This is a genomic window from Streptomyces sp. NPDC103540 (assembly GCF_055584445.1).
In genome coordinates, this window is sequence record NZ_JBVJMA010000015.1 from 215,506 (window position 1) to 235,008 (window position 19,503).

Annotated in this window: 17 protein-coding genes and 1 pseudogene; 13 read left to right on the plus strand and 5 right to left on the minus strand. The window is 74.1% G+C overall.

Going from position 1 to position 19,503, the window contains the following annotated elements; all coding sequences use genetic code 11:
• Positions 1-8: 8 nt before the first annotated feature.
• Positions 9-2,296 (minus strand): annotated as a pseudogene (locus tag ACZ6ZI_RS31550) (DEAD/DEAH box helicase).
• Positions 2,297-2,454: 158 nt separating this feature from the next.
• On the opposite strand from ACZ6ZI_RS31550, the gene ACZ6ZI_RS31555 reads away from it, so the two are divergent.
• Positions 2,455-3,213, plus strand: coding sequence for a ferritin-like fold-containing protein (locus tag ACZ6ZI_RS31555; protein ID WP_363053148.1), 759 nt, complete (start codon positions 2,455-2,457; stop codon positions 3,211-3,213).
• Positions 3,214-3,335: 122 nt separating this feature from the next.
• Here ACZ6ZI_RS31555 and ACZ6ZI_RS31560 read toward each other — a convergent pair whose 3' ends face one another.
• The 4 genes from ACZ6ZI_RS31560 to ACZ6ZI_RS31575 form a co-directional block, all read right to left on the minus strand.
• A complete protein-coding gene (locus ACZ6ZI_RS31560) occupies positions 3,336-3,638 on the minus strand; it encodes a hypothetical protein (RefSeq protein ID WP_469526535.1) in 303 nt (100 codons plus the stop codon).
• A 116-nt stretch (positions 3,639-3,754) separates the two neighbouring features.
• The gene (locus ACZ6ZI_RS31565) at positions 3,755-3,982 is read right to left on the minus strand and encodes a DUF3107 domain-containing protein (RefSeq protein ID WP_363053150.1); all 228 of its coding nucleotides are present in this window, start codon (positions 3,980-3,982) and stop codon (positions 3,755-3,757) included.
• Between the two features lie 120 nt (positions 3,983-4,102).
• Complete coding sequence (locus tag ACZ6ZI_RS31570) at positions 4,103-4,756, minus strand: TetR family transcriptional regulator (RefSeq protein ID WP_469526538.1); 654 nt, start codon at positions 4,754-4,756, stop codon at positions 4,103-4,105.
• A 147-nt stretch (positions 4,757-4,903) separates the two neighbouring features.
• Complete coding sequence (locus ACZ6ZI_RS31575) at positions 4,904-5,119, minus strand: hypothetical protein (RefSeq protein WP_469526539.1); 216 nt, start codon at positions 5,117-5,119, stop codon at positions 4,904-4,906.
• Between the two features lie 132 nt (positions 5,120-5,251).
• Between ACZ6ZI_RS31575 and ACZ6ZI_RS31580 the strand changes: the two genes are divergently transcribed.
• The 12 genes from ACZ6ZI_RS31580 (at position 5,252) to moeZ (ending at position 19,341) form a co-directional block, all read left to right on the plus strand.
• A complete protein-coding gene (locus ACZ6ZI_RS31580; RefSeq protein WP_469526541.1) occupies positions 5,252-6,235 on the plus strand; it encodes an alpha/beta fold hydrolase in 984 nt (327 codons plus the stop codon).
• Complete coding sequence (locus ACZ6ZI_RS31585) at positions 6,232-7,656, plus strand: DUF3152 domain-containing protein (protein WP_469526543.1); 1,425 nt, start codon at positions 6,232-6,234, stop codon at positions 7,654-7,656. The genes ACZ6ZI_RS31580 and ACZ6ZI_RS31585 overlap by 4 nt, the downstream gene beginning before the upstream one ends.
• 92 nt (positions 7,657-7,748) lie before the next feature.
• The gene (locus tag ACZ6ZI_RS31590) at positions 7,749-7,844 is read left to right on the plus strand and encodes an Ms4533A family Cys-rich leader peptide (protein ID WP_363053155.1); all 96 of its coding nucleotides are present in this window, start codon (positions 7,749-7,751) and stop codon (positions 7,842-7,844) included.
• Positions 7,845-8,094: 250 nt separating this feature from the next.
• On the plus strand, positions 8,095-9,849 hold the full coding sequence (locus tag ACZ6ZI_RS31595; protein ID WP_469526546.1) for an ABC transporter substrate-binding protein: 1,755 nt from the start codon (positions 8,095-8,097) through the stop codon (positions 9,847-9,849).
• 2 nt (positions 9,850-9,851) lie between these two features.
• On the plus strand, positions 9,852-10,829 hold the full coding sequence (locus ACZ6ZI_RS31600; RefSeq protein ID WP_469526547.1) for an ABC transporter permease: 978 nt from the start codon (positions 9,852-9,854) through the stop codon (positions 10,827-10,829).
• Positions 10,826-11,818, plus strand: coding sequence for an ABC transporter permease (locus ACZ6ZI_RS31605; protein ID WP_469526549.1), 993 nt, complete (start codon positions 10,826-10,828; stop codon positions 11,816-11,818). The genes ACZ6ZI_RS31600 and ACZ6ZI_RS31605 overlap by 4 nt, the downstream gene beginning before the upstream one ends.
• Complete coding sequence (locus tag ACZ6ZI_RS31610) at positions 11,815-13,479, plus strand: dipeptide ABC transporter ATP-binding protein (protein ID WP_469526552.1); 1,665 nt, start codon at positions 11,815-11,817, stop codon at positions 13,477-13,479. The genes ACZ6ZI_RS31605 and ACZ6ZI_RS31610 overlap by 4 nt, the downstream gene beginning before the upstream one ends.
• A gap of 187 nt (positions 13,480-13,666) precedes the next feature.
• Positions 13,667-15,262 (plus strand): GT4 family glycosyltransferase PelF, encoded by a 1,596-nt coding sequence (pelF, locus tag ACZ6ZI_RS31615; protein ID WP_469526554.1) that lies wholly within the window; start codon positions 13,667-13,669, stop codon positions 15,260-15,262.
• A complete protein-coding gene (locus tag ACZ6ZI_RS31620) occupies positions 15,259-16,251 on the plus strand; it encodes a hypothetical protein (protein ID WP_469526558.1) in 993 nt (330 codons plus the stop codon). The genes pelF and ACZ6ZI_RS31620 overlap by 4 nt, the downstream gene beginning before the upstream one ends.
• A gap of 100 nt (positions 16,252-16,351) precedes the next feature.
• On the plus strand, positions 16,352-17,359 hold the full coding sequence (locus ACZ6ZI_RS31625) for an NAD-dependent epimerase/dehydratase (protein WP_469526560.1): 1,008 nt from the start codon (positions 16,352-16,354) through the stop codon (positions 17,357-17,359).
• Positions 17,347-18,099: a spherulation-specific family 4 protein gene (locus ACZ6ZI_RS31630; RefSeq protein ID WP_469526562.1), complete on the plus strand. Its 753-nt coding sequence runs from the start codon at positions 17,347-17,349 to the stop codon at positions 18,097-18,099. The genes ACZ6ZI_RS31625 and ACZ6ZI_RS31630 overlap by 13 nt, the downstream gene beginning before the upstream one ends.
• 63 nt (positions 18,100-18,162) lie before the next feature.
• Positions 18,163-19,341: an adenylyltransferase/sulfurtransferase MoeZ gene (gene moeZ, locus ACZ6ZI_RS31635; protein WP_363053164.1), complete on the plus strand. Its 1,179-nt coding sequence runs from the start codon at positions 18,163-18,165 to the stop codon at positions 19,339-19,341.
• Positions 19,342-19,503 lie beyond the last annotated feature (162 nt).

The window sequence follows — 19,503 nt, forward strand, 5'->3', positions numbered from 1 at the left end:
CCCGCGGGCTACGCCTCCGGCGCGGCCTCGGCGACCTTGCGGGTCCGGGTGCGCTTCGGCTTGACCGGGGCCTCGGCCTCGGCCGGGGCCGCGGTCTCCGCCACCGGGGCGGCGGCGGCCTTGCGGGTCCGGGTGCGCTTCGGCTTGGCCGGCGCCTCCGCCTCGACCGGGGCCTCGACGACCGGGGTCACCGGGGCGGCCTCGACCGTCTTGCGAGGCCGGGTCCGGCGGGCCCTGACCGGCTCCACCAGCGGCGGGGTCTGGAAGTCGGGCTCGTCGACGGCCGGCGCGACGACCCGGCGGACGCGGGCCCGCTTCGGCTTGACCGCGGCCTCCTCCACCACGGCGGGAGCCTCGACCACGACGACCGGGGCCTCGGCCTCGGCGACCGGCGCGGCGGCGGCCTTGCGGGTGCGGGTCCGGCGCGGCTTGGCGACCGGAGCCTCCTGCACCGGCTCGACCACGGAGACCTCGACCGCGGGGGCCTCGACCACGACCGGGGCCTCGACCACGGCCGCCTCGGCGACCACGGCCGCGGCCTGCGCACCCACGCGGGTACGGCGGCGGCGCGGCCTGCGCGGCTCGTCGGCGGCGGGGGCCTCGACGGCCGGGGCCTCGGCGACCGGAGCCGCCGCCACCTCCGCCGGGGCGCCGAGCTCGGAGCCGCCGCGGGTGCGACGACGCTGACGCGGCGTACGGGTCCGGGCCGGACGCTCCTCCGTCGCGACGGCGGGCGCCGGGCCACGACCGCCGCGGCCACCGCGACCGCCGGTCTCGCCCAGGTCCTCCAGCTCCTCGGCCTTCAGACCGGCCCGCGTGCGCTCGGCGCGCGGCAGGACGCCCTTGGTGCCGGCGGGGATGTTCAGCTGCTCGTACAGGTGCGGGGACGTGGAGTACGTCTCCTCGGGCTCGTGGAAGTCGAGCTCCAGCGCCTTGTTGATCAGCTGCCAGCGCGGGATGTCGTCCCAGTCGACCAGGGTGATGGCCGTGCCCTTGTTGCCCGCGCGGCCGGTGCGGCCCACGCGGTGCAGGAAGGTCTTCTCGTCTTCCGGCGTCTGGTAGTTGATGACGTGGGTCACGCCCTCGACGTCGATGCCGCGCGCGGCGACGTCGGTGCACACCAGCACGTCGACCTTGCCGTTGCGGAACGCGCGCAGCGCCTGCTCGCGCGCGCCCTGGCCGAGGTCGCCGTGGACGGCGCCGGAGGCGAAGCCGCGCCGCTCCAGCTGCTCGGCGATGTCGGCGGCGGTGCGCTTGGTGCGGCAGAAGATCATGGCGAGTCCGCGGCCTTCGGCCTGCAGGACACGGGCCACGAGCTCCGGCTTGTCCATGTTGTGCGCACGGAAGACGTGCTGCTTGATGTTGGCGACCGTCACGCCCTCGCCCTCGGGGGAGGTGGCGCGGATGTGCGTCGGCTGGGACATGTACCGGCGGGCCAGGCCGATGACCGCGCCCGGCATGGTCGCCGAGAACAGCATGGTCTGACGCTTCGGCGGCAGGTAGTTGATGATCTTCTCGACGTCGGGCAGGAAGCCCAGGTCGAGCATCTCGTCGGCCTCGTCCAGGACGAGGGCCTTGACGCGCGACAGGTCGAGCTTCTTCTGACCGGCGAGGTCCAGGAGACGGCCCGGGGTGCCGACGATCACGTCGACGCCCTTCTTGAGCGCCTCGACCTGGGGCTCGTACGCGCGGCCGCCGTATATGGCGAGGACGCGGACGTTGCGGACCTTGCCCGCGGTCAGGAGGTCGTTGGTGACCTGGGTGCACAGCTCGCGGGTCGGAACCACCACGAGGGCCTGCGGGGAGTCGGTCAGCTGGTCGGGGCGGGCCCGGCCGGCCTCGACGTCCGCGGGGACGACGACCCGCTCCAGCAGGGGAAGGCCGAAACCGAGGGTCTTGCCGGTTCCGGTCTTGGCCTGGCCGATGACGTCCGTGCCGGAAAGGGCGACGGGGAGGGTCATCTCCTGGATCGGGAAGGGGGACACGATGCCGACGGCCTCAAGGGCCTCGGCCGTCTCGGGAAAGATCCCGAGGTCTCGGAACGTAGTCAGGGTGCTGCCTCTTCTGTGAGACGCGGCGCGAGGCGGCGAGGGGGGTCGTACCGTGCCGGGCTTGCCGTTGTGCGCCCGCCCTGGTTCGGGCGGGCCGTGCGAAGCTGCGCGGGACCACTGGCCTTCGCTCAAGCGCTCATGCCGCTGAGGGGGCCCCTCGTGCGGAGGCGGTACGCATGGACGTACGCACCACACCGAGGGCGGTCGGGTTGGAGCCGATCGGGCCACCGACCGGGCATCCTCATTCGGATGGCCCGCCGAGTATTCGGCAGGCGCATTACCACTGTACCCCGGAATCGCGCAGGTGTGTCGGGTGAATTCACCGGGTAGGCGTGTTTACGTGCGCGGACAGCGCAAAGGTGGGGTGGTCGGCGCGGCCTTTCGGACGGCTATTGTGCGGAGCATGTCGACCGTTGAAAACGCATCTCCCGCCGACGACAACACCCCCGCCGAAGGGGTCGGTATCGCCGCCCAGGACTGGGCCGCCGCCTCGGCCTCGCCGCAGTACCGGGCCGCCGTCGTGGACCTGCTCGGCGCGCTGGCGTACGGAGAGCTCGCGGCCTTCGAGCGCCTCGCCGAGGACGCCAAGCTCGCGCCCACCCTCGGGGACAAGGCCGAGCTCGCGAAAATGGCCTCCGCCGAGTTCCACCACTTCGAGCGGCTGCGCGACCGGCTCGCGGCGATCGACGCCGAGCCCACCGCCGCGATGGAGCCCTTCGCCAAGGGCGTCGACGACTTCCACCGCCAGACCGCCCCCTCCGACTGGCTGGAGGGCCTGGTCAAGGCCTACGTCGGCGACTCCATCGCCAGTGACTTCTACCGCGAGGTCGCCACCCACCTCGACACCGACACCCGCGCGCTGGTCGTCGGCGTCCTCGACGACACCGGCCACGGCGGCTTCGCCGTCGAGAAGGTGCGCGCCGCGATCGAGGCCGACCCGCGTGTCGGCGGTCGCCTCGCGCTGTGGGCCCGCCGCCTGATGGGCGAGGCGCTCTCGCAGGCCCAGCGCGTGGTGGCCGAGCGCGACGCCCTGTCGACGATGCTGGTCGGCGGCGTGGACGGGATGGCCGCGGGCTTCGACCTGGCCGCCGTCGGCGAGATGTTCACCCGGATCACGAAGGCGCACACCAAGCGGATGGCCGCACTGGGCCTCGCCGCCTGAGCCACGGGTCCCGCGCCCCGGGCCCCCGGGAGGGGCGGAGGGCGGGCCGGCCCGGTCACCGGGCGGGGCGCTCGGGGCCGGACCCTGGCGGGGGTCCGGCTCCGGCCTCGCCCGAGCGGGACTCAGCCTCGCGACGCGACCGAAAGCGGAGCGCGGCGGGGCGACCTCCCGGAGCGGGCGGCCGGACGCAGCAGCAGGGACAGGACCACCGCCGACACGCCGACGCTGCCGAGGAAGGTCGCGAGGAGCGTGTTGTGCCCCGGCCCCAGGGCCGTGTGCGTCAGATACGCCCCGAACAACGCGCCGACCACCCCGCTGACCAGGACGATTCTGGCGGACGGAAGTCGCTTCGCGAGTACGCGGACGGCGGCCCCCGCCAGAGCGAGGCCCAGCAGACCGGAACCGAGCGCCTCCATCAACACCATCTGGTCACTCCCATGCGTCGGGCGAACCGGGTCACTGCCGTCCTACCCGAAGCGGAAGAAAGGGAAACGGCCCGGCGGAACCAACCGCCGGGCCGTTTCTCGTCGTTCTCGGTGCCTCAGAGCGCCCCGAAGCCCACCTTGCGCGCGCTCGGCTCGCCCAGGTCGACGTACGACAGGCGGTCCGACGGCACGAGGACCTTGCGGCCCTTGTTGTCGGTCAGGCTCAGCAGCGGCGACTGGCCGGACAGCGCGGCGGCGACGACGCTCTCCAGCTCCTCGGCGCTCAGGTCGCTCTCCAGCACGATCTCCCGGGGTGCGTGCTGCACGCCGATCTTGACCTCCACGGCTTTGTCCCTCCGACGGTCCGGTTCGCGCGATCAGCCGCGCCGTACGCGGTCCACATTAGCCCGGAGAGGGGACACGATCGGCTCGCGGCGGACACGCTCGCAGCGAACAGCGCTCCCTCAGGCCTCGGTGCCGTGCCCCTCGGTGCCGTGCAACGGGAACCCCGCGATGCCGCGCCAGGCCAGCGAGGTCAGCAGGCCCACCGCCGTGTCCCGGGCCACCGGGCTCTCGCTGGAGAGCCAGTACCGCGCCACGACCTGCGAGACGCCGCCCAGACCGACGGCCAGCAGCATCGACTCGTCCTTCGACAGGCCGGTGTCCTCGGCGATGACGTCCGAGATGGCCTCCGCGCACTGGAGCGAGACCCGGTCGACGCGCTCGCGCACCGCCGGCTCGTTCGTGAGGTCGGATTCGAAGACCAGGCGGAACGCGCCGCCCTCGTCCTCGACGTACGCGAAGTAGGCGTCCATCGTCGCCGCCACGCGCAGCTTGTTGTCGTTGGTCGACTCCAGGGCCGTGCGCACCGCCACCAGCAGGGCCTCGCAGTGCTGGTCCAGCAGGGCCAGGTAGAGGTCGAGCTTGCCCGGGAAGTGCTGGTAGAGCACCGGCTTGCTGACGCCGGCGCGCTCCGCGATGTCGTCCATCGCGGCCGCGTGGTAGCCCTGCGCCACGAAGACTTCCTGGGCCGCGCCCAGGAGCTGGTTGCGCCGGGCACGGCGCGGCAGTCGCGTGCCCCGCGGACGCGTCGCCTCGGTCTGCTCGATGGCTGTCACGCCGCCTCCCACTTTCTCTAAGAACACAGTGCGCTCTGCGCCGCGCGGCCATCGTACTTTTCGGTAACCGAATCTGGTGGGTTCAAGCCGAGTTTTCTCGCGGTACGGACCGCCCGGACACCCCCCGGACACGCTGGTCAGGGGCGCTCAGCGGTAGTCCTCCTCGTCCAGCGGGACCACCCGGGCCTGGTCGGCGGCGTCCGCGTCGGCGGCCTCGCCGGGATCCCTGAGCAGCACCGGATCGTCGTCCCGCGGCTGGAGGTCGGTGCGCTGCTCGGCGGCGTCCGCCTCCGGGGCCTCGGCGTCGAGGCCGTCTCGGATCTGCTCCCGGAAGGTGTCCGGTTCCGCAGGGTCGACAGTCATCGCGCTCCCCTCGCCTTCGCTCGTCTCACTACGAGCCTAGGAGGATCGGAGGTGGGCCGCCAGACGTTCCTGTGACTGCCAACACAAGCGAAGACACGGGGCTCGGCGTGATCCTCTCGTAACATTGCCCGCATGTCTTCGACCGAGCTGCCGGGCGTACGGTCCACCGCGACGCCGACCTCCCTGCCGGAGGCGGACCGGGTGGACGGGGGAGAGCGGCTGCGCACGGTCGCGCTGCCCGGCCTGGAGATGAACGTACGTTTCCGGCCGGCGGAGCGTGAGGGCCTGCCGGCCGCGCTGTTCGTGCACGGGCTCGGCGGCTCCTCGCAGAACTGGTCCGCGCTGATGGAGCGGCTGGCCGACACCGTCGACGGCGAGGCCGTCGACCTGCCCGGCTTCGGCTGGTCCCCGCCGCCGGCCGACCGGAACTACTCCGTGACCGCGCAGGCCCGCGCCGTCATCCGCCACCTGGACGCCGCCGGGCGCGGGCCGGTGCACCTCTTCGGCAACTCCCTCGGCGGGGCGGTCTCCACCCGGGTCGCGGCCGTCCGCCCCGACCTGGTGCGCACCCTGACGCTGGTCTCGCCGGCCCTGCCCGAGCTGCGCGTACAGAAGTCGGCCGTGCCGACCGCCCTGCTGGCGGTGCCCGGGACGGCCGCGCTGTTCGGTCGCCTCACCCGCGGGCTGACCGCCGAACAGCGCACCCGAGGGGTGACGGACCTCTGTTACGGAGACCCCGCACGGGTGACGCCGGAGGGGTTCCGCGGCGCCGTCGAGGAGATGGAGCGGCGGATGGCCCTGCCGTACTTCTGGGACGCGATGAGCCGTTCCTCGCGCGGGATCGTCGACGCGTACACCCTCGGCGGCCAGCACGGACTGTGGCGGCAGGCCGGGCGGGTGCTCGCGCCGACCCTGTTGGTCTACGGTGGCCGCGACCGACTGGTCTCGTACCGCATGGCGCGCAAGGCCGCCGCGGCCTACCGGGGTTCGCGGTTGCTGAGCCTGCCGGAGGCCGGGCACGTGGCGATGATGGAGTACCCCGAGGTGGTCGCGGCCGCCTTCCGGGAGCTGGCGCACGACGCAGACCGAGATACCGCAGACGGCAAGGGTCGATGACCGTGGGACGACATAGTCGCAAGGACCCGGCCGCCGTTCGCCCGGTCCCCGAACCCGCCCCCCACGGGGCCGCGCCGTACGGGGGCGGACCGTACGACGGCGCCCTGTTCGACGGGGGCCCGTACGAGGGCGCGTCGTACGACGGCGGACCGTACGGCGAAGCCCCGTACGACGGCGGACCGTACGGTTCCGGGTCCCGCGGCGGCCCCCACGACGGCCGGCTCCACGCCCCCGCGCCCCACGCGCCCGGCCCCCGGGCCCCCGAACCCACCGTCGTCCACCAGGGGTACGCGCCCCCGGCCGGCCCGGCCCGGCCCGGCGGTCACCCCGAGCGGTGGGACGGTGCCGACGCCCGGTGGGCCACGCCCTTCGAGACCCCCGCCGAGGCCTTCCCCCGGATCGTCGTGGAGCCCGTGCGGGCGCCCGACCCGGCCTCCCTCGCGGCCTTCGCCTCCGCCCCGGCCCCGGCCCCGGCCCCGGCTCCGGCCTCGGCCCCCGACCCCGACGCCCTGACGGCCACCGGCTCGCACCGCCGCATCCCCGCACCGCGCACGCCCGACTCCGACGCCGACGGGCGGCCGGTCACCGGACGCGGCACGAAGATCCGTACCTACACCGGGATGGCGGCCGCCGCCGTCACCACCGTGCTCGCCGTCGTCGTCGCCGGACAGGTGGCCACCGAGCGCGAGACCGCCACCGACGCCGCCCGCGCGACCGGGGACGAGGCGGCGGGCCGCGCCCTGAGCGGGCAGTCCGCCGCCTCCCGCTCCGAGGGCCGCCCCACCCCCGCCACGCCGCCGCCCGTCGCCGCGGCGCCGCTCACGTTCGAGGAACAGATGGCGCGCCAGGTGCCCATCGACGCCAAACTCGCCGGTCCCGGCACCTTCGACACCGTCCCCGGCATCGCCAAGGCGCCCGGCAAGGGCAGGGTCGTGCGCTACCGGGTCGACGTGGAACAGGGGCTCGGCCTCGATCCGCAGCTGTTCGCCGAGGCGGTGCAGCGCACCCTCAACGATCCGCGCAGCTGGGCCCACGGCGGAGCGATGACCTTCGAGCGGGTGCCGGGCGGCGAGGCCGAGTTCGTGATCACCCTCGCGAGTCCCGGCACCACCGGCACCTGGTGCGCCAAGTCCGGCCTCGACACCACCGTCGACAACGTGTCCTGCGACTCGGCCTCCACCGAGCGGGTGATGATCAACGCCTTCCGCTGGGCGCAGGGCTCGGTCACCTACGGCCCGGACAAGATGTTCGCGTACCGGCAGATGCTCATCAACCACGAGGTCGGTCACCGGCTCGGACACGGACACGTGAGCTGCCGCACGCCCGGCTCGCTCGCGCCGATCATGCAGCAGCAGACGAAGTCCCTCGACATCGACAACATCTCCTGCAAGCCCAACCCGTGGGTGCACCCGGGCAATTGACGATCCGTCGGGAAGGCGGTCCGGTCATCGTCGGCCCACTCGGACGTCGGCTTTCGTTGACAGGCGTCCGATGATCGGTCATTGTTCTGCGCATGTCGCACAGCCACACCACCGCCGCGAGCGCCGCCATCGAGCTGGCGCTCCTCGGTGTGGCCGCGCACAGCGTGGCCGACATCTCCTGTCGCTGACGCCCGCCTGAGCGCGCGACCTCTCTTCCTCCAGGTCCTTCCACCGCGCCCGGGCACCTCCCTTGCCCGCGGGCGCGGCCTTCCCGACGTCGACCCGATCCGATCCGTCCCGATCCGTCCCGACCCGACCCCCGTCCGGTCCGGTCCGGCCCGGTCGGTTCCGGTCCGGTCGCGATCGACGTCTTCTCGAACTCCGCCCCTCGCGTGGCCCCTTCCGCACCAGCCACCACGCCGAGAGGTCCCCCTTCCCATGTTCTCCGCCGGATCCGTCCGTCAGTCCCACATATCGCGCGGTGTCGTCGCCGCCGCCGTCAGCCTCGTACTGGCCGGGGGCGCGGTGGCCTGCGGCCCCGAGGACGCCGCGGACAAGGCCGCCGGCGCGGGCACGTCGGGCGCACCGGGGGCCGCACCGCAGAAGGGCGGCACCCTGACCGTCCTCAACAACGAACCGCAGAGCGACTTCGACCCGGCCCGCCTCTACACCTCGGGCGGCGGCAACGTCCCCAGCCTGGTCTTCCGTACGCTGACCACCCGCAACCGCGAGGACGGCCCGGCCGGCGCCAAGGTCGTGCCCGACCTGGCCACCGACCTCGGCAAGCCCAACGCCGACGCCACGGAGTGGACGTACACGCTCAAGGACGGGCTGAAGTACGAGGACGGCAGCCCGATCACCACCGCCGACATCAAGTACGGCATCGAGCGCTCCTTCGCCGCCGAACTCTCCGGCGGCGCCCCCTACCTGCGCGACTGGCTCGTCGGCGGGGAGACCTACGAGGGCCCGTACAAGGACGGCGGCAAGGGCCTCGACTCGATCGTCGTGCCCGACGCCAGGACCATCGTCTTCAAACTCCGCAAGCCCGAGGGCGAGTTCCCCTTCCTCGCGACGCAGACCCAGTTCGCGCCCGTCCCCAAGGGCAAGGACACCGGCGTCAAGTACGAGGAGCACCCGGTCTCCTCCGGCCCGTACAAGGTCGTCAAGAACGACAACGACGGCGAGCACCTCACCCTGGAGCGCAACCCGCACTGGGACGAGAAGACCGACGAGGAGCGCAAGGCCTACCCGGACCGCATCGACGTCCGCTCCGGCCTCGACGCGGCCGTCATCAACCAGCGGCTGTCGACCAGCTCCGGTCCCGACGCCGCCGCCGTCACCACCGACACCAACCTCGGCCCGGCCGAGCTCGCGCAGATCGGCGACAACAAGGAGCTGGCCGCCCGCGTCGGCACCGGCCACTTCGGCTACGTCAACTACCTGGCCTTCAACCCGAAGGTCGCCCCCTTCGACAACCCGAAGGTCCGCCAGGCCATCTCCTACGCCGTCAACCGCACCAGCGTGATCAACGCGGCCGGCGGCTCCGCCCTCGCCGAACCGGCCACCACCTTCCTGCCCGAGCGCGAGGCCTTCGGCTTCACCGCCTACGACCACTTCCCGGCGGGCCGGACGGGCAACCCGGAGAAGGCCAAGGAGCTCCTCAAGGAGGCGGGCTTCGCCGACGGCCTCACCATCACCCTGACGCACTCCACCGCCCAGAACCGCCAGACCAGCCCCGAGGTCGCCACCGCGATCCAGCAGGCGCTGGCCGCCGCCGGCATCACCGTCAAGCTGGAGGGCTTGGAGACCAACGCCTTCAACGAGCGGCGCTGGGACGCCAAGAACACGCCGGGCTTCTTCCTCTCCCGCTGGGGCGCCGACTGGCCCTCCGGCGGCCCCTTCCTCGCCCCGATCTTCGACGGCCGGCAGATCGTCACCAACGGCTCCAACTACAACCACGCCCAGCTGAACGACCCGGCCGTCAACGCCGAGATCGACGAGATCGCCAAGCTCACCGACCTCGCGGCGGCGGGCAAGCGCTGGGGCGCGCTCGACAAGAAGATCGGCGAGCAGGCCCTGGACGTCCCGCTGTTCCACCCCGTCTACAAGCGCCTCGTCGGCAAGGACGTCAAGAACGTCGTGATCAGCGACTGGACCGGAGTCCTCGACGTCTCGCAGGTCGCCGTCAAGTGAGCGTGACCACCACGAAGCCGGAGTCCGCCGCCGGGGCCCCCACCCCGGCGGCGGGCGCCGCGCGCCGGGCACGGCACCGGCTGCGCCGCCGCCCCGCGGCCGCCGCGGCCGCCGCCGTCCTGGCGCTCCTCGTCCTCCTCGCCCTCGCCGCCCCCCTGATCGCCCAGCTCACGGGCCAGGACCCGAACACCTACCACGACGACCTCGTCGACTCGGCGCGCGGCGGCGTCCCCCTCGGCTCCTTCGGCGGAATCTCCGCCGACCACTGGCTCGGCGTCGAACCGGGCACCGGCCGCGACCTGTTGACCCGACTCCTCCACGGAGCCAGGGTCTCGCTGCTCGTCGCGCTGGGCGCCACCGCGCTCCAGGTCGCCGTCGGCGTCGTCGCCGGCCTCACCGCGGCCCTCGGCAACCGCTTCCTCGGGCAGCTCGTGGGACGCGTCACCGACGTGATGATCGCCCTGCCCATGCTCGTGATCGCCATCGCCCTCACCGCCGTCGTCCCGAACGACTTCCCGCGCCCGCTGCTGCTCATCCTGGTCATCGGCTTCCTCGACTGGGGCGGCACGGCCCGCACGGTACGCGCCCAGACCCTCGCCCTGCGCGGCCTGGACTTCGTCGACGCCGCCCGGCTCTCCGGCAACGGCACCCTGCGCATCGCCCGCCGCGAACTGCTGCCCTCCCTGGCCGCCCCCGTCATCACCCTGGCCGCGCTCAAGGTCCCCACCAACATGGTCGTCGAGGCCTCGCTCTCCTTCCTCGGCGTCGGGGTCAAGCCCCCCACCCCCTCCTGGGGCCAGATGCTCTCCTCGGCGCAGACCTGGTTCCGCGCCGACCCCACCTACGTCCTGCTCCCCGCCGGTCTGCTCTTCGTCACCGTGCTGGCCTTCACCGTCCTCGGCGACGCCGTCCGCACGGCCCTCGACCCGCGCGAGGACTCGCGCCTGCGGGTCGGCACCAGAAAGGAGCGCACGGCGTGACCCGCTTCGTGCTCAAACGGGCCGGCGGCGCCCTGATCGTCCTGCTCGCCCTGTCCGTCGCCGTCTACGCCCTCTTCTACGTCGTCCCCGGCGACCCCGCCCGGCTCGCCTGCGGAGAGCGCTGCAACCCGGCCCAGATCGCCCAGGTCCGCGAACAACTGGGCCTGAACGACTCCGTGTTCACCCAGTACCTGCACTTCCTCCAGGGCATCGTCGCGGGCCGTGACGCGGCCGGCGGCGCCGGGCTGGTGGTGCGCTGCGACGCGCCCTGCCTCGGGTTCTCGTACCAGAACGACCGACAGGTCACCGAGCTGCTGCTGGAGCGGCTGCCCGCCACCTTCTCGCTCGCCCTCGGCGCCATGGCGATCTGGCTCGTCGTCGGCGTCGGCACCGGGCTGCTGTCCGCGCTGCGCCGCGGCGGCCTCACCGAACGCGCCCTGACCGTGCTCACCCTCGCCGGCACCGGCACCCCCGTCTTCATCCTCGGCCTGCTGCTGCTGATGGTCGTCTGCGCCCACCTGCGCTGGCTGCCGTTCCCGACCTACGTGCCCTTCGGCGAGGACCCCGAACAGTGGGCCTGGAACCTGCTGCTCCCGTGGGTCACGCTCGGCTTCTTCGAGAGCGCCAAGTACGCCCGGGTCACCCGCGCCTCCACCCTGGAGACCCTCGCCGAGGACCACATCCGCACCTTCCGCGCCTACGGCGTGGGGGAGCGGGCCATCGTCACCCGGCACGCGGTGCGCGGCGCGGTCGCGCCCGTGATCGCCCTCAGCGCCGTGGACTTCGGCACGATGATCGGCGGCGCGGTGCTCACCGAATCCCTCTTCGGCATCCCCGGCCTCGGCAAGACCCTGATCGACGGCGTACGGGTCGTGGACCTGCCCGTGGTGGTCGGCGTCGTCCTCGCCATCGGCACGGCCGTCGTCATCGCCGGCGCCGTCGCCGACCTGCTGTACGCCGTCGCGGACCGAAGGGTGGCCCTCGCATGACGGAAGGACTCCTGGTGGAGGTCGAAGGCCTCACCGTCGACTTCCCCGTCGGCGGGGCGGGCCGCCACGTCCGCGCCGTCGACGGCGTCTCCTTCACCCTGCGCCCCGGGCGCGCCCTCGGCATCGTCGGCGAGTCCGGCAGCGGGAAGTCCACCGTGGCCGCCTCCCTCCTCGGCCTGCACCGGGGCACCGGAGCCCGCGTCGGCGGCACCGTCCGGGTCGCCGGCACCGACGTGACGAAGGCCCCGTCGGGCGAACTGCGCCGACTGCGCGGCGCCGCCGCCGCGATGGTCTTCCAGGACCCGCTGAGCGCCCTCGACCCCTACTACGCCATCGGCGACCAGATCGCCGAGGTGTACCGCGTCCACACCGGCGCGAACCGCCGGGCCGCCCGGGCCCGGGCCGTCGAGGTACTGGACCGGGTGGGCATACCCGACGCCGCCCGCCGCTCCCGCTCCCGGCCGCACGAGTTCAGCGGCGGCATGCGCCAGCGGGCCCTGATCGCCATGGCCCTGGCCTGCGAGCCGCGGCTGCTGATCGCCGACGAGCCGACCACCGCCCTCGACGTCACCGTGCAGGCGCAGATCCTGGACCTGCTGCACGAACTGCGCGAGGAGCGCGGGCTCGGCCTGCTGCTGGTCACCCACGACGTGGGCGTCGTCGCGGAGAGCGTCGACGAACTGCTGGTCATGCGGGACGGCGCCGCCGTCGAGCACGGCCCGGTCGACCGGATCCTGACCGCGCCGAAGGCCCCGTACACCCGGGACCTGCTCGCTGCCGTGCCCCGCCTCGACGGCCCGCGACCGGCCCGACCGGTCGGAGCCCGACCGGCGGGCGCCCGTACGGCCGGGGCCCGTACGGCCCCGTTCGACGGGCCCGTCGTCGAGGCCTTCTCCCTCCACCGCGAGTTCGGCCGGGGCGCGCGGCGCGTGAGCGCGGTCGGCGGGATCTCCCTGGCCGTCGAGGCCGGGCGGACCCTCGGGATCGTCGGGGAGTCCGGCAGCGGCAAGAGCACCCTCGGCCGGATGCTCGTGGGACTCCTGGAACCCACCTCGGGACAGGTCCGCCACGACGGCGTCGAGGTGTCCGGCGTCGCCCCCGGAGCCCAGATGGTCTTCCAGGACCCCGTCTCCTCCCTCAACCCGCGCCGGACCGTCGGGGAATCCGTCGCCGACCCCCTGCGGGCGGCCGGGGAACGCGACGAGGGCGCGATCCGGGCCCGCGTCGGGGAACTCCTGACCCGGGTCGGCCTGGAGCCCGCGCACCACGACCGCTACCCGCACGAGTTCAGCGGGGGCCAGCGCCAGCGGATCGGGATCGCCCGCGCGCTCGCGCCCCGGCCCCGACTGATCGTCTGCGACGAACCCGTCTCCGCCCTCGACGTCACCACCCAGGCGCAGGTCGTCGCCCTGCTCGCCGAACTCCAGCGGGAGCTGGGCATCGCCCTCGTCTTCATCGCGCACGACCTCGCGGTGGTCCGACAGGTCAGCGACCGGGTCGCCGTCATGCGGGGCGGCCTGATCGTCGAGGAGGGGCCGGTGGACGAGGTGTACGACCGGCCCGCGCACCCCTACACCCGGCAGCTGCTGGCCGCCGTACCGGCCCTGGAACCGGGGCGGGCCGCGGAGCGCCGCTCCGTGCGGCGGGAGGTGTTCGCCTGACGCGGCGCGACACCCTTTCCTAGCGTGCTCGAACGCGAACCGTACGGGAAAGTTACGACTCTTCACCCCTTCCGGTGGCGCGACGGACATCCGTCCGCGGCGCCACCGACCCATCCGCTTGAGTTCTCCCGCAGCGGGTCACCGGACCGACGGAGGCCGCCTGGACGGGAGAACGGGGGTGCCACTCGTGCGGATCGGACTGCTCACCGAAGGCGGCTATCCGTATGTGGCCGGCGAGGCGAGGCTGTGGTGCGAGCGGCTCGTGCGCGGGCTCCCGCAACACGAGTTCGAGCTCTACGCGCTCAGCCGCAGCGCCGAACAGGAGGGGGCCGGCCTGGTCGCGCTGCCCGACCACGTCACCCGGGTGACCACGGCCCCGCTGTGGGCCCCCGCCGACGACGGACGCACCCACGCCCGCCGCGAACGCCGCCGCTTCACCGACTCCTTCGCCGACCTGGTGCGCGGCGTCTGCGCCGCCGACCCCGAGGCCTTCGCCGGCGGCCTGTACGCACTGGCCCGCCTGGCCCGCGAACACGGCGGGATGTACGCCGCCCTGCGCTCCGAGACGGCCGTGCGCACCGTCGAATCGGCCTGCCGCGCCCCCGGGGCCTCCCGCGAGATCCGGGCGGCCCGCGTACCGGACCTGCTGGCGTTCGTGGACGAACTGGAGCGCGCGCTGCGCCCGTTGTCCCTCGACTGGTACGAGGAGCCCGGCCTCGGCGCCACCGACGTCTGCCACGCCACCGCCGGCGGGGTCGCGGCCCTCCCCGGCCTGCTGGCCAAACGCTTCTTCGGGGTCCCGCTGCTCGTCACCGAGTACGGGGTCCGGCTCCGCTCCCACTACCTGGTGCGCGACCCGGAGGAACGCCCGGCCGTCCGCGCGCTGCTGGCCGCCTTCCACGTCCGGCTGGCCGGGGAGATCTACGCCCGCGCCGACCTGCTCACCCCGGGCAACGCCCACGCCCGCCGCTGGCAGGAGCGCTGCGGCGCCTCCCGCGACCGGCTGCGCACGGTGTACCCGGGCATGGAGGCGGACCGATTCGCCGCCGTCGGGGAGGACCCCGAGGCGGGGGACCCCGACACCCTCGTGTGGGTCGGCCGGATCGAGCCCGCCAAGGACATCGTCGCCCTGCTGCACGCGTTCGCGGAGGTCCGCCGCAGCGCCCCCCGCACCCGCCTGCGGATCTTCGCCACCGGCGCCGTGCCCGACTACCTGGCCGACTGCCGCTCCCTGGCGGCGCAGCTCTTCCCCGACGAGGCCGCCGACGCGCGCACCGTGGGCGAGAGCCCCGTCGGCTTCGAGGAGATCGGCGGTCCCGAGGTCCCCTCGCCGGCCGAGGCGTACGGGGCCGGGCGCGTCGTCGTCCTGTCCTCCGTGATCGAGGGCTTCCCCCTCACCCTGGCCGAGGCCATGTTCTGCGGCCGGGCCACGGTGTCCACGGACACCGGCGCCGTCCGCGAGGTCATCGGGGGCACCGGACTCGTCGTCCCGCCCCGCAACCCCCGGGCCCTGGCCGACGCCTGCCTCGCCCTGCTCGGAGAACCCGAGCGCGCCCAGCGACTCGGGGCGGCGGCCCGGGCGCGGGCCCTGGAACTGTTCACCGTCGAGCAGAACGTGGCCGCCTTCCGGGACGGCTACCTGGCCCTGCTGGCGCGCGGATCCGAACGGCCCGACGGGGACGTCCCGTTCGAGCGTCCCGCCGAGGCGCGGGTACCGGGCCACTGGACGACACCCACCTGGGCGGCGGCCGGCCCCGGCCCCGGATCGGAGGCGGCGCTGTGACCACCCTGGACCGGGGCCACGGCCCCTTCCTCACGCGGCCGCCCGCACCGGCGTACGACGACCCGGCCCCGGCCACGGCCCCGATCCCGACCGCGTCGGCGTCCGCGTCCCCCCTTCCGGCGGGGGCGCAGGCCCCCGCGGTGCGCCGCCGGCCCGGCGGGGACCCCGTCAAGGCACTGCTGCACCGCCACCGGGAACTGTGCGAGCGGGCCGTCGACCCGCTGGAGATCGCCGCCGGACTGGAGGCCCACGGCATCACCGACCGGGCCGCCGCGCGCTTTCGCCACCGGGACGTCTTCTCCCTCGCCGAGGAGCTCTACGCCCGCACCCCCCGCGGCGACGCCCCGACCGCACCGCCCGCCGGACCCCCGGCCGGCCCGCCGACCCTGCGCCGCTTCGGGTTCGCCCTGCTGCCCGGCGCCCTCGCGCTCGCCGCGCTCGCCTCCGGGACCCCCGGAGCCGGGCTCCTCGCCGCACTCCTCACCGCCGGGGCCCTGGTCTGGCCCGGGCGGGCCGCGGGACGCTTCCCCTGGTACGCGCACCTGCTCGCGGCGGCCGTCACCGCCTGGGCCGTCCACCGCCACGGGCCCGCCCTCGGCGCCGCCCTCGCCCTGACCGTCGCCCCCGGCCACCTCGCCGCGACCTCCTTCGCCGCCCGCGCGCGGCTCCGGCTCGCCGGGAGCCGGGCCCTGGAGGACTTCGCCGCCGGGGCCCGCCCCCTCTTCCTCGGGACGCTCCTGCTGTTCGCCGCGGCCGCCACGGGGGCGGCCGTGCTCACCGGAGCCGCCCCGGGGGAGGCCGTCCCCCTCGCGGTGCTGCTGTTCCTGGTCCGGCTGCTGCTGGTCCACGGCACCCACCGGGTCCCGCCGGCCCTCACCCTGGCGCTCGCGCTGGTGCCCCTGCCGGGCGCCGCGCCGGCCGCCGCGGCGGCCCTGCTCGTCCACGCCGTCGTCGCGCTGTCCCGTGCCTCCGCACACGCGCGCCCCTGAGCCCTTCGGAAGCCGACGCCGAAGCGCCGTACCGCCACACCGACCCCACGACAAGGAGAAACAGGATGACCGGCCAGCCAACGAACCAAGGGGCGGCGCGATGAGGGTGCTGCTGATCGGAGCCAACGGTTACCTGGGCCGCTACGTGGCCGACCGGCTGCTCGCCGACCCCGCCGTCCAGCTGACGGCCCTCGGCCGCGGCGACGACGCGGACGTCCGCTTCGACCTCGCCACCGGCAGCCCCGGGGCGCTGACCCGTTTCCTCGACGCCGTCCACCCCGGCGTCGTCATCAACTGCGCCGGAGCCACCCGCGGCGGCGCCCGGGAACTGACCCGGCACAACACCGTCGCCGTCGCCACCATCTGCGAGTCGCTGCGCCGCAGCGGCTGCGGGGCCCGGCTCGTCCAGCTCGGCTGCGCCGCCGAGTACGGGCCCAGCCAGCCCGGATCCTCGACGGCCGAGGACGCCGTGCCGAGACCCGGCGGGCCGTACGGCGTCAGCAAGCTCGCCGCGACCGAGCTGGTGCTCGGCTCCGGGCTCGACGCCGTCGTACTGCGGATCTTCTCCCCGGTGGGGCCCGGCACCCCGGCGGGCTCCCCGCTGGGCCGGCTCGCCGAGGCCATGCGCCGGGCCATGCAGTCCGGCGACGGCGAACTGAAGCTCAGCGGCCTCGGGGTCCAGCGCGACTTCGTCGACGTACGGGACGTGGCGCGGGCCGTGCACGCCGCCTCGCTCTCCGCGGCCCAGGGCGTCGTCAACATCGGCACCGGTCGCGCCGTCCGGCTGCGCGACGCGGCGGCCGTCCTCGCCCGGGTCGCCGGCTACGGCGGGGCCCTGCACGAACTGGACGTACCGCACGGCGCGGACCGCCACCACGGGCACCCCGGCCGGCCCCAGGGCCTGGCCGCGATCGGCTCGCCCCGCTCCGAGACCACCCCGGAGCAGCTGGCCGCGGCGGCCCCGCAGCCGTTCCCGTACCCGGACGGTTGCGGCGCCTGGCAGCAGGCCGACGTGCGCACCGCCCGCGACCGGCTCGGCTGGCGCCCCCGGATCAACCTGGAGGAATCCCTGGCGGACATCTGGATGGAGGCGGCGTGCCGCATCTGACCACCCCGCCCGGGGCCGCGGCGGCCGGCACCGAGGCCGGCCGTCTGGGTCTCGGCATCCCCGGCTACGCGCACCCGCTGCTGGCCCCGGTGGAGTGGGCCGAGCTGACCCGCCCCGGGACGCCCCTGCACTGGGCGGTGCTCAACGTCGCCGACGGCCCCGGCGGGCGGCCCGACCCGCACTGCTCGGAGGCGGCCGCGAAGCTGCGCGAGGCGGGCGGGGCGCTCCTCGGGCATCTCGCGATGCGAGACGGGAGCCGGTCCTTCGGGGAGCTGCTGTCCGACGCCCACCACTTCCGCGACTGGTACGGGGCGTCCGGGTTCTACCTGGCCGGGGCCCCGGCCGACCGGAGCGAACTCCCCGAGGTCCGGCGCGTCTGCGAAGCCCTGCGCGGGCTCGGCGACGGCATGCGGATCGTCCTGGGCCACGGCACGCACCCGTGCGAGGGGTACGCGGAGGTGGCGGACCAACTGGTCACCTTCTCCGGGGGATGGGACGACTACCGGTGGTCCCAGGTCGCGGAGTGGACCGCCGATCATCCGGCCGACCGGTTCTGCCACCTGGTGCACGGAGTGCCCCGCGGTCACCTGGAGGAGGCCCTGCGCATCGCGCGCTGGCAGGGGGCCGGGACCATCTGGTTCACGGACCGGCGCGGTGGCGCCGAGCGGGACCCCTGGGCGTCGATGCCCGCCTACTGGGACGAAATCGTCTCACGCATCGGACCGGGTGTCTCGGAATGAAGAAGGGCGTGGCAGTGTTACGGGAAGAACCACCGTTCAGACATAGCAATCTACGGAGTCCCCGTGTCGCTGCCACCCCTGGTAGAGCCAGCTGCTGAGCTCACCGTTGACGAGGTCCGTCGGTACTCCCGCCACCTGATCATCCCGGATGTCGGGATGGACGGCCAGAAGCGCCTGAAGAACGCCAAGGTGCTGGCCGTGGGCGCGGGCGGCCTCGGCTCGCCCGCCCTCATGTACCTGGCCGCGGCCGGCGTCGGCACGCTGGGCATCGTGGAGTTCGACGAGGTGGACGAGTCGAACCTGCAGCGCCAGATCATCCACAGCCAGGCGGACATCGGCCGTTCCAAGGCCGAGTCGGCCCGCGACAGCGTGCTGGGCATCAACCCGTACGTCAACGTGGTCCTTCACGAAGAGCGGCTCGAGGCCGAGAACGTGATGGAGATCTTCAGCCAGTACGACCTCATCGTCGACGGCACGGACAACTTCGCCACGCGCTACCTGGTCAACGACGCCTGCGTGCTGCTGAACAAGCCGTACGTGTGGGGTTCGATCTACCGCTTCGACGGCCAGGCCTCCGTGTTCTGGTCCGAGCACGGCCCCTGCTACCGCTGCCTCTACCCGGAGCCCCCGCCGCCGGGCATGGTCCCCAGCTGCGCCGAGGGCGGCGTGCTGGGCGTGCTCTGCGCGTCCATCGGCTCCATCCAGGTCACCGAGGCCATCAAGGTCCTCACCGGCGTCGGCGAGCCCCTCGTCGGCCGCCTGATGATCTACGACGCCCTGGAGATGCAGTACCGCCAGGTCAAGGTCCGCAAGGACCCCGACTGCGCGGTCTGCGGCCCGAACGCCACCGTCAAGGAACTCATCGACTACGAGGCCTTCTGCGGCGTCGTGTCGGAGGAGGCCCAGGAGGCGGCCGCCGGCTCCACGATCACTCCCAAGCAGCTCAAGGAGTGGATCGACAACGACGAGCCGATCGAGATCATCGACGTCCGCGAGATCAACGAGTACGAGATCGTCTCGATCCCCGGCGCGAAGCTGATCCCCAAGGGCGAGTTCCTGATGGGCACGGCCCTCCAGGACCTGCCGCAGGACAAGCGCATCGTCTTGCACTGCAAGACGGGTGTCCGCAGTGCGGAAGTCCTCGCGGTCCTGAAGTCCGCGGGCTTCGCGGACGCGGTCCACGTCGGCGGCGGCGTCATCGGCTGGGTCCACCAGATCGAGCCCGAGAAGCCGGTCTACTAGACCGCCCCGCTCCACCCCCGAGGGGGGGCCCCCCCCGGGCGGGGGGGGGCCCCCCCGGGCCGGGGCCCGGCGCCCCCGCCCCCCGGGGGGCGGCCCCCGCGCCCGGGGGGGGGGGGGGGGGGGGGGGGGCCGCGCCGGGGGGGGGGGGGCGGGGGGCCGCCC